At 71.7% G+C, this 5536-nt stretch carries 6 protein-coding genes; 2 read left to right on the top strand and 4 right to left on the bottom strand.

Annotation, left to right across the window (positions count from 1 at the left end; all coding sequences use genetic code 11):
* Positions 1-1057: SDR family oxidoreductase (locus tag ACVNF4_RS31840; RefSeq protein ID WP_461806349.1), on the bottom strand; the 1057-nt coding region annotated here is incomplete at its 3' end.
* 194 nt (positions 1058-1251) lie between these two features.
* Here ACVNF4_RS31840 and ACVNF4_RS31835 point away from each other — a divergent pair.
* Positions 1252-2676, top strand: coding sequence for a zinc-dependent metalloprotease (locus ACVNF4_RS31835; protein ID WP_461806348.1), 1425 nt, complete (start codon positions 1252-1254; stop codon positions 2674-2676).
* Complete coding sequence (locus ACVNF4_RS31830) at positions 2673-3194, top strand: NUDIX hydrolase (RefSeq protein ID WP_461806347.1); 522 nt, start codon at positions 2673-2675, stop codon at positions 3192-3194. Before ACVNF4_RS31835 ends, ACVNF4_RS31830 begins: the two co-directional genes overlap by 4 nt.
* Before the next feature lie 48 nt (positions 3195-3242).
* On the opposite strand, the gene ACVNF4_RS31825 is transcribed toward ACVNF4_RS31830, so the two are convergent.
* From ACVNF4_RS31825 to ACVNF4_RS31815, 3 genes are all read right to left on the bottom strand, one after another.
* Positions 3243-3995, bottom strand: coding sequence for an AIM24 family protein (locus tag ACVNF4_RS31825; protein ID WP_461806346.1), 753 nt, complete (start codon positions 3993-3995; stop codon positions 3243-3245).
* 17 nt (positions 3996-4012) lie between these two features.
* Positions 4013-4699, bottom strand: coding sequence for an AIM24 family protein (locus ACVNF4_RS31820; protein WP_461806345.1), 687 nt, complete (start codon positions 4697-4699; stop codon positions 4013-4015).
* Between the two features lie 7 nt (positions 4700-4706).
* The coding region (locus ACVNF4_RS31815) for an AIM24 family protein (RefSeq protein ID WP_461806344.1) at positions 4707-5536 on the bottom strand (830 nt) is incomplete at its 5' end.

Here is a 5536-nt window from a genome sequence, read left to right as displayed (position 1 = left end):
ACGCGACCGTCGCCCCCGCGGCCCCCGCAGCGGTCGCGTCCTTCCGCCCGAGCCGCCGCCCGGCGACGGTGTGCCGCCCGGCAACCTCCTCCAGCAGCTCGGCCAGCACCTCCTCGTTGCTCCACCGAGGCCGCCACCCGGCGGCGTGCAGCCGGCTCCCGCTCACCACCCAGGGATACATCGTGTACGCGAGATCCCCGGCGGGCGACGGCGTGAGCCCGATCCGGTGCAACCGAGCAGCGGCCCCGAGCGCGACGGCGGACGGCAGCTCCATCCGCCGAATCCCGCTCAGCTCCTCGACCTCCTCCTGTTCGAGCCACCCGTCACACCCGACGGCCAGCTCCCCCTCCACCTTCTCCAGAACGGCGTATTCGAGAGCCCCGCACAGATCGTCGACGTGACAGAACTGCCAGGCGGGCCGCGACCCGGCCACGACGAGCAGCCGGGGCGACTCGAAGTACCGGGTGAGCGCGGTGTCGGTCCCCCCGACCAGCGTCGCCGGCCGCACGACGGTGACGTTCAACCCGGGATGCGCACGCGGCGCACGACGGGCGAGCCGCTCGATCTCCAGCAGATCCCCCACCCCGGTCGCCTCGGCGGTCGCCCGCAACTCCGCGTCCTCGGAGAGCGGCAGCTCATTGTCCGGCAGCGCCCCGTACACCATCGCGGACGTGCACAGCACGACCCGATGCACCCCGGCCGCCGCGGCAGCGGTCAGCACGGTCTGCGTCCCCCGCACGTTGTACGCCGTCCGCGCCGCCGCCTCGGACCCGAGATCGAGATCCAGCGCGAGATGGACGACGACATCGGCCCCCCGCAGCTTCTCCGCGATCGCCGGATCACGCACGTCGAGGATGTGCCACGTCACGTCGTCGCACTCCCCCCTCCGCTCGTCGATGGCGACGACCTGCTTGATCTCGTCGGACGCGGCGAGCCGCTCGGTCAGCAACGCGCCCACCCCGTGCGCCGCGCCGGTCACGGCGACGACGGGCCCGCGCGCGGCGGCACCGGTTGAGTGGTTTCGCGCTGCGCGAACCTGCGGATCTGGGGAACTCACCAGGTGTCTCCAGCGGTTGTCATGGCATACGGGCGCGGATGACGCGTACGTACCAGGTGGCTCCATCCTGCCGCAGGCCGCGAGTCGGCGGAGCACCGAGGCCCGATCGGGCCCGGGTGTCTACGCTGGGTGGTGTTGCAGGGCAGCCGCGCCGCCGGTCGGGAGACCGGTGGCCTTACCAGCCGAGGAACCCCGTGAGTGACACCCCATTCGGATTCGGCCTTCCGCCGGAGGAGCCGGAGGACGGCGACGGCAAGAAGAAGGACCAGCAGAGCGGTGGTGGTCAGAACCCGTTCGGTTTCGGCGGACTGCCCGGTGCCGGCGGCTTCGGTGCCCCCGGCGCCGACAACCCGCTGGCCGCGATGTTCGGCTCCATGAACCCCGGTGACCTGGGCGCGGCGTTCCAGCAGCTCGGCCAGATGCTGTCCTACGAGGGCGGCCCGGTGAACTGGGACATGGCGAAGCAGATCGCCCGCCAGACGGTCGCGCAGGGCACGCCGGACGGCGTGAAGGACGCGAGCGTGGGCGCGTCGGAGCGCACGGCGGTCGAGGAGGCGGTCCGCCTGGCGGACCTGTGGCTGGACGACGCGACGTCCCTGCCGTCCGGCGCGAACACGGCGGTCGCGTGGTCGCGCGCGGAGTGGGTGGAGGCGACGCTCCCGGCGTGGAAGGAGCTGGTGGACCCGGTCGCCGAGCGTGTCGGCGCGGCGATGGGCGATGTCTTGCCGGAGGAGATGCAGGCCATGGCGGGCCCGCTGATCGGCATGATGCGCTCGATGGGCGGCGCCATGTTCGGCACGCAGATCGGGCAGGCCGTCGGCGTCCTCGCGGGCGAGGTCATCGGTTCGACGGACATCGGCCTGCCGCTGGGCCCGGCCGGCAAGGCCGCGCTGCTGCCGGTGAACATCGAGACGTTCGGCAAGGACCTCGGCGTCGCGAAGGACGAGGTGCGGCTGTACCTCGCGCTGCGCGAGGCCGCCCACCAGCGCCTCTTCGCGCACGTCCCGTGGCTGCGGGCACATCTGTTCGGTGCTGTCGACGGCTACGCGCGCGGCATCAAGGTCGACACGGCCAAGCTGGAGGACGTCGTCGGCCAGTTCGACCCGCAGAACCCGGAGCAGCTCCAGGACGCCCTCCAGCAGGGCATGTTCCAGCCGGAGGACACCCCGGAGCAGAAGGCGGCCCTGGCCCGGCTGGAAACGGCCCTGGCGCTGGTCGAGGGCTGGGTCGACGCGGTCGTCCACGCGGCAGCGAAACCCCGTCTGACCTCGGCGGACGCCCTCCGCGAGACCCTGCGCCGGCGCCGCGCCTCGGGCGGCCCCGCCGAGCAGACGTTCGCCACCCTGATCGGCCTGGAGCTGCGCCCCCGCCGCCTGCGCGACGCGTCCCGCCTGTGGGCGTCCCTCACGGACGCGCGCGGTGTCGACGGCCGCGACGCCCTGTGGGCCCACCCGGACATGCTCCCCACGGCCACCGACCTCGACGACCCCGACGGCTTCGTCCACCGCGAGCAGCTCGACTTCTCCGAGCTGGACAAGCTCCTCGGCGAGGCGGCCGAGGGCGGCCCCGACCTGAAGAAGAAGCCCACCGACGAAGACAAGGGCGACAACCCCGAGTGACCCTGTACGACGACGCGGCCTCGGTCCTCAAGGGATACGAGGCCCAGCCGGACCTGCGCGACACCTACCTGGCCCACCTCGCCGCCCACCCGGACGGCATGTGGAAGTCCTGCACGGACGGCCACATCACGGCGAGCGCGCTGGTCATCGACCCGACCCGGTCCCGGGTCCTCCTGACCCTGCACAAAAAGCTCCGCATGTGGCTCCAGATGGGCGGCCACTGCGAGCCGGGCGACACGACCCTTGCGGCGTCGGCGGTCCGCGAAGGCGTCGAGGAGTCCGGCATCGAGAGCTTGAGGCTGCTGCCGGGCGGCCCGGTCCGCCTGGACCGCCACTTGACGCCGTGCGCCTGGCACCTGGACGTCCAGTACGCGGCGGTGGCTGCGCCGGACGCGGTCGAGCAGATCAGCGACGAGTCACTGGACCTGCGCTGGTTCGCGTACGACGAGGTGGCGGGGGTGGCGGACGAGTCGGTGGTACGCCTGTTGGAGGAAACGAGGAAGAGGCTGGGGATGTAGGAGAGAAAGTAAGGGGCGGACACCTGGAGCATCGCCCCTTACGACTCTCTAGTTCCGGCTGCCTCCCAGCGAATTCCCGCTGAGCCCCCCGCTCCCCATCCCGAACTGTCCGAGCACCCCGGACGTCCTCAAGTGCTGCGGCGGCAGCAACTCACTCGGCTGCACCAGCACATGCCCGGTCCCAGAGAACTGCATCTCCCACCCCTCCCCACTGGACCCCCGCCTGCGCCACACGGCGGACGTGGACGTGGGCGCCTGCAACTGCGTCCGCAACGACGTCGACCAGGCGATCACCGCATCGGAGTCGCAGCAGACGTTGTTCCCGGGCCCGACCTCCAGCACCAACGGCTCCCCGGACGTCATCACGACGACCTGCCCGTTCCCGGACAACTCCAGGTTGTACGCCCCGGCGGACGCCACCTCGACGGCGCTGTCGATCGCGACGATCCCCACCCCCAGCGTCCCGTCGAACGCCAGCACGGACGACGAGTCGACGGTGATCCCCCGCCCCACTTCCATGATGTGCAGGTGCTGCGCGAAGTTCGCGAGGTACACCACCCCGTTCCCCTTGCACCGCATGAGTTCGAGCCGCTCCCCCGTCATCCGCTCGACATTGCGCCACCCCCGGTCCCGGTACTGGCTGTCGAACTGGACGTCGCCCTCGAAGGCGACCATGGCCCCCTGCCGCGCGAGAATCGCCCCTTGGCCGCGCGTGACGTCCGTCTTGAGGAGCTGCGGGTTCTGGAGGGTGTAGCGCTCGGTGGACTCCACCGGAGTGTGCGCGAAGAGTGTGCTGTGCATGTCTGTCCTGGCTCCCCTCAGCCCCGGATCTTGAATCGGTCGCCGGTGTCCTCGCTGGGCTGGACGACGACGAACCCCTGTCCCTTGAAGCCGACCTGGAACGCTTCCCCGCTGCCCCGCCCGATCAGCGCGCCCGCCTTGAGCGTGCGTCTGGCCTTCATGTCGAGCCCGTCGGTCCAGGCGATGAGCGCGTCGGGGTCGACGTACGTCTCGCGCTCGGCGCAGTCGAGGGAGATCGGTATCCCCCGGCTGACCAGCGCGACCCACCCGGTGCCCCGGACGACGAGGTTGGTGAGCCCGGACCCGGAGAGCTTCGCGAGCCCCTTGACGGGCTCGATCTTCAGCTCCAGCGCGGCGTCGCAGGCCAGCAGGGTGGGTCCGTTGACGGAGATCGCCTCGTTGTTCAGGTGCAGGACGAGGACGTCGCCGCCGTAGTCCGCGAGGTACAGCTCGCCGTCGCCCCGGCACAGCATCAGCCGGCCGCCCTCGCCGGTGACCATCTCCTCGGCGTTCCGCCGCAGGGTGCCGGGGGCGCCGTCGAACTGGACGTACCCGTCGTAGGCGATCATCGCGCCGGCTTTGGCGTACAGGTCCTGGCCGGTGACCATCGTGACCTTGAGCGTCTTGGAGCTGTGCACGCTCATCCGGACGCCGGCCGTGCCCGCCGCCGCGTGCTGGTGCGCGTTGAGTGTCTGGAGGTCCATGGCTGCCTCACACCTCGAAGGGCTGGACGACGACGAAGTTGCCGGGGGCGCCCCGGAACTGGAGGTTGACGGCCTCCGCGCTCTGCCGGGCGTACCCGGAGCGGCGCAGGCGCAGCGAGGTCGTGGTGACCGCCTGCGCACCCGCCGACCAGGCGATGACGGCGTTGCCGTCGACGTAGGTGGCGGGGCCCACGGGGAGGACGACGGGGACGCCCCGGGTCTTGACGACGACCGCGCCGGTGCCGGAGAAGAGCATGCTGAACAGGCCGCCGCCGGGCAGGCCCGCGCCCTCGATGCGGCGGACCTCGGTGTCGAGCCCCTCGTCGAAGGCGAGTACCCCGCGCGCGGAGGTGTAGAGCTGCTCGCCCTGGAGGCGGATGACGAAGAGGTGGCTGGCCTCGTCCGCGAGGAACACCTCGCCGTCGCCGGAGCAGCGCATCAGGGACATGCCCTGGCCGGTGAGCTGTCCCGTCAACTTGCCGAGCAGCCCTGAACCCTTGTGGGCGAAGTCGATGTCGCCCTGGTAGGCGACCATGCTGCCCTGTTTGGCGAGGATGTTCGCGCCCTTGGTGAGCGTCGCCCGCACCAGCTCCGGGTTCTGCTCCGTCCAGCGGTCGCCCACCGGGGCCTCGGCGTATTTCGTGAGCACCGCGCGGAGGCCCGCTTCGGGGGGTACGGGGGCGAGGGCGGCGGCCGCGCCGAAGGGGGCGCCGGGAGGTGTCGTCCCCGGCGTTCCGAAAGGCGCTCCCGGGGGCGTCGTCCCGAGTGGGCCACTCCGGGGTGCGGGGGCCGGCGGGGCGGGTGGGGGCGGGACCGTGCCGGTGGGCGGGGTGTGCA

This window comes from Streptomyces sp. S6 (assembly GCF_054880855.1).
This window is presented reverse-complemented; position numbering and strand designations above follow the sequence as displayed.